The organism is Micromonospora inaquosa (assembly GCF_003857055.1).
GTDB lineage: Bacteria > Actinomycetota > Actinomycetes > Mycobacteriales > Micromonosporaceae > Micromonospora > Micromonospora inaquosa.
On sequence record NZ_QGSZ01000399.1, the window covers coordinates 1 to 4870 of the forward strand.

Annotated in this window: 4 protein-coding genes and 1 pseudogene; all 5 read left to right on the plus strand. The window is 69.8% G+C overall.

Annotation, left to right across the window (positions count from 1 at the left end):
• Positions 1-846: FAD-binding oxidoreductase (locus DLJ59_RS35680; protein WP_124778515.1), on the plus strand; the 846-nt coding region annotated here is incomplete at its 5' end.
• Entirely contained in the window at positions 843-1550 is a 708-nt protein-coding gene (locus DLJ59_RS35685) for an N-acetyltransferase (protein WP_244236403.1), read from the plus strand. The genes DLJ59_RS35680 and DLJ59_RS35685, both read left to right, overlap by 4 nt.
• 498 nt (positions 1551-2048) lie before the next feature.
• Positions 2049-3494, plus strand: coding sequence for an APC family permease (locus DLJ59_RS35690; RefSeq protein WP_124778517.1), 1446 nt, complete (start codon positions 2049-2051; stop codon positions 3492-3494).
• 10 nt (positions 3495-3504) lie between these two features.
• Positions 3505-4479: a hypothetical protein gene (locus DLJ59_RS35695; RefSeq protein ID WP_244236404.1), complete on the plus strand. Its 975-nt coding sequence runs from the start codon at positions 3505-3507 to the stop codon at positions 4477-4479.
• Positions 4476-4870: pseudogene (locus DLJ59_RS35700) on the plus strand (histidine decarboxylase); the annotation flags it as partial. The gene DLJ59_RS35695 and the pseudogene DLJ59_RS35700, both read left to right, overlap by 4 nt.

The window sequence follows — 4870 nt, forward strand, 5'->3', positions numbered from 1 at the left end:
GCGGGGGCGTTGGGTGATGGTCCGCATGTGACGTTCGGCGAGGTGGAGGCGTGCGAGGCGGCCTCTGATGGTGTCGCGGTGTTGACTGTTCGGCCGTTGCGGAGGCTTCGGTATTTGCCTGGTCAGGCGATGCCGGTGTGTACGCCTCGGTTGCCGGGGTTGTGGCGGTGGTATTCGCCGGCGAGCGTTCCGCGCCCGGATGGGCGGGTGGAGTTCCACGTTCGTGCCGTACCGGAGGGTGTGGTTTCGCCCGTTCTGGTCGAGCGGGTCGCGCCGGGGGAGCTGTTGTGGCTGGGGCCGGCTTCCGATGTCGGGATGTCGCTGGAGGCCGCTGGTGACGCCGATCTGCTGTTGGCGGCCGGGGGTACTGGTCTCGCGCCGATGCGGGCGCTGGTCGAGCAAGTTGCCGCGTCGCCCAACGGGCGGCGGGTGACGTTGGTAGTGGGCGTGCCGACGCTTCTGGACCTTTACGACGCGGTCGCGTTGGACAAGCTTGAGCAGGCGCATGGTGACTGGCTCACGGTCGTGTTGGCGTTCTCGAACGACCGTGATGTGGAGCCCACAGCGCAGGGCGATCTGCTCAGCTTGGCCCTGTATCACCATCAGCCAGGGCAGGCGTTTTACGTCTGCGGCTCACCGCGGTTGATCGAGGCAGCGCGGCACCGGCTGCCAGCCGCAGGGGTCACCGCGGACAGCCTGCATCTCGCTGCGACTTTCCATCGCGCGCTCGATTCGGCGCTGTGGGTGTCTCGCCAACGCTCGGCGCACGCTGTCCACCTGGGAACCGTGCTGGAGACGGCCGGCGACGGTAGCTCGCTCAGCCCATTCCCGGGGGATGCGCCATGAGCTTGATGGAGACGGCGGTCCGGCGCGCGACCGGCGAGGACATTGCCGCTTTGTCCTCGGTTATGGCTGACGCGCTGATGGCCCAGCCCATTGGGGTTTGGCTGGTTCCTGATGTGGCCAAACGCGCAGTGGTTTTGCATCGATGGGCACGGCTTGTGCTGTCGCAAGGGCTGGAGCGCGGTCGCGTCGATACGACCGACGATCGCGCGGCGGTGGCGGTCTGGTACGCGCGGTTGGAGCCACCCCCGCCGGCTGCCGCATGGGTGTACGACCTGCATCGGCTTCTCGGCCCGCACGCGGCCCGGTTCGCCCTGCTGCATGCCTGTGTCGATGGGCTGCGTCCGCACCGTCGGCATCACCAGCTCGCTCACGTCGCGGTCCGTCCTGGGTACGAGGATGCCGCGCAGGCGTTGCTGGCCGCCCATCACCAGACCCTGGACCTCGCGGGGCTGCCGTCGTGTGCGGAGTACAGCGGCGACCGGCCCGGAGACGGACTGCTCGCGGAAGTCGGTTATCAGCCGCGCTCGCCGGTCCTGCTCGCTCCAGGAGGTCCCGCTCTGTGGCGGATGTGGCGCCCTCAATCTTGCGACGAGCAGCCTTGCCGATCGGCCGGCGGTGGGCTGCCGCGACGAGTCCGTCTGGACCGCACCGCGACTCTTTTTCTTGGCCGCGTCATCTCGGCGGCACCGCCGCGTTCTCCCTGACCACCTAGTAGGGCACCGACTCCTTTACCTGCTGGCGGCGACGTTTCGGCCAGCGGGGCACGTCATCACACCCTCATACCGAAGGAAGGCACCCCTCATGCTGACCCGAGCCGCTCAGCCCACCACCGCACTGCGACCACGCAGTCCCGCCTTGGGGTGTTGGTTGAGGTTGCCAGCACGGATCGCGACTGCCGGCACCGGTACCGACCTCACGCGCGCAGGCGGCGTGACGTCGACGGAGTACGCGTGGGGGTATGCGATCCGGCGCGAGTGGCCAGACGGGGCTCACGACTTGTTCGGGTTCACGCCGGATGCCGACGCCGCGATTCGCCGGCTCGACCGCGACCGGAGCTTCTGGCGCGGCGGCCCGGTACGGCCGACGGCGGTCTACGTCGTGCCCGCCAACGCCGCTGATGTGGGTGCGCATCCGGTGGTTGGCTGTCGTGGGTCGGGGTGCCCGGACTCGCCGCAGCGGGGGCAACGGTGAAGGCGGCGCAGGTGCAGGTGGGGCTCGCACGGCGGACGCAGACTGCGTTTGGGTTGTTGGTGTCTGGGGCGTCGGCGTCGGGGCCCATGGTGGTGCTCAGCGGAGGCATCGTCGGCACCTATGCGACGACGAAGGTAACGGCTGTTCCTCTGACCTTCGTGGTCGTGGCGGGCACGGTCGCGCTGCTGGCGGTGGGGTACGCGGCGATGGCCCGCCAGCTCGGGCACCCGGCGGCCTACTACGCGATCCTCGCGCACGGGTTGGGCCGGAGTTGGGGTGTCTCCGGCGGCATGGTCGCCCTGGTGGCCTACAACGCCATCCAGATCAGCCAGTACGGGCTGTTCGGGGCGACGATGGCAGCCCAGCTCGGCGGCACGTGGTGGGTGTGGGCGGCACTCGCCCTGGTCGTCGTCGGAGTGCTCGGTGTGCGGGCGATTATGTTGTCGACCCGGGTCTTGGCCGTCGTGCTGGCCGCGTCGTTGCTGATCATCGCGGCGTTCGTCCTGGCGGGGTTGGGACAGCCGGCGGGCGGGGAGGTGTCGTGGGTCGGTTTTCACGCCTCGGGTCTGGCGGTCACCGGCATCGGTGGTGCGATCGCTTTCGGCGTAGCCGCGGTGATGGGCTTCGACGCGCCGGGGTCGCTCGTCGAGGAGGCCGTCGACCGCAGTTCAGTCGGACGGGCCACCATCGGTGGGGCACTCGTTCTCGGCGGGGTGTATGCCGTTGTCGCGTTCGCGATGGGGGTGGCGGTCGGCCCTGACGTCGTGGGGGAGGTGGCCGGTGATCCGGCGTCCGGGTTGCCGTTCTCGGTCCTGGCGCGCCTCGGCAGCTGGTGGGTGGCCCTGGCGAGCGTGGTGTTGATCTTCGCGATCATCACCTCGATGCTGGCGTTTCACTCGGTGCTCGCCCGGTACGTGTTCGCCATGGCCCGGGAGAAGGTGCTGCCGGCGGGTCTTGCCCGGAGCAGTAGCGCGACGCGGGTCAGTGCGCCGCGTGGTGGGTCGTTGATGCAGACGGCCGTCGCGGCGGTGGTGGTGGGGGTGTTCGCGTTCGCCGGTGCTGACCCGGTGGCGGTGATGTTCACCTGGTTGTCGGCGTTGGGGGCGATGGGCCTGTTGTGTCTGCTGCTGGCCGCGTCGGTGGCCGCGATGACGGCACCGGCCAGGGTACGCGGCCCGCAGGCCGGTGCGTGGGAGTGGCGGCTCGCGCCCGCTCTGGGCGTGCTCGGCGGATCGGTGGTGCTCGCGCTGATGGTCGGCAACGCCGGGTCTCTGCTCGGTGCGGCGCCTGGGTCGCTGTATCCGTTCCTGCTGCCTCTGATCCTCCTTGCCACCGCTGTCGCGGGCGGAGTGTGGGCCGGGCATCTGCGGCAGGCCCGCCCGGAGGTCTACGCCGGCATCGGCCGTGGCACACCAAAGAGGCATGCCATTCCCGACGCCATGAACCTCTCGATCTGAGGAGGCGATGATGACGACTCACGCGACTACGTCACCTGCTGGGCACTACGACGTCGACCCCCTGGACCCGCGCTGGCAAGCGGGCTACCCGCCCGCGCCACCACCTGCCGGCCACCCCGAGCCTGCGGTCGCTGTGCCGCCGCCCGGCTACGGCGCGGCACCTGTCCCCACCGGGCACCACCGGCCACCCGACGCCGCCGCCGTTCCCCCGATCCCGCCCCCGGGCCCGGCCGGCTATGACCACCGCTCTGCCAACGGCGACGTGCCGGCTAACCTGCGCTGGGCGGACCTGCGCCTACAGGTCGTCTACCGGTCGAAGCGGCTGAACACCGGCCACCTTATTGAAGCCGACCAGGCGTTCGGGGGGCGCGGCGCAGTCGGCCCTCACGCGTTGATGCTGTTCTTCGTCTCCGACGCGCCCAACGAGCCGCACGGCTACCGGTTGCACACCGCCCACCGCACGTGGCCGCAGTCGCCGGACTCCGATGTCTTGCCGCAACTGCTCGCGGAGATGGCTGAGGTGGCCGCGGACAACATCGCCTCCATCGGACGGGAGTGGAGTCCGATCGGTCCAGAGGGTTCCATGGTCAACGGCGGGGACCTGACCCTGCCTCCAGGCGCATGGTATGTCGGGGTGGGTGTCAGCACCCTCGACTCGGACCAGGGCCGCTGGTACCAAGTCGCCCGGACACTACGCGAAGCCGCCGCCGCCGGCCGCTACATGTCGGCGTTCAACCTCAAAGGTCAGTGCTACGTCCTGTTGACCGACGACACCGCCCTGCACATCGACCGCGACCCGCAGGCCCGCCTCGGCGACGACGGCGTGCACTGCAACAAAACCCTCAACCCGGACCGGACCACCTACTACAACCCGTACGAGAACCTCACTCAGCAGGGCGACGACGAAACCCGCGACATCTGGCGGCAGCTCGGAGCACTGCACCACACCCTCACCGCACACCTGCTTTCGGGGCGGCGGGCGTGACCGGTCACCAGAGCCTCAGCCTCGCCGACGCCGCGGACCTCAGCCACGCGCCGATCGACGTCACGGCCGTGCTCGACCACCTGATCCACGAGTCCGACGCCGCCGCCGCGACGAGCATCGGGTTTCCCGGCGCCGTGGACCTCCACTACGGCGAGGTCCTGACCCGCCTCGGCAACCGGCTGTGGAACAACATCGGCGACCCGGCAGACCTTGGCGGAGTCGCCCACACGCGAGTGCTGGAACGGGCCGTCATCGCCTGGGTCGCCGACACCCTCGCCATGCCGCTAGATGACCGCTGGGGCTACGTCACCACCGGTGGCACCGAAGGCAACCTATCCGCCCTGCACACCGCCCACCACCGCCACCCCACCGCCCGCATCTACTACTCGAC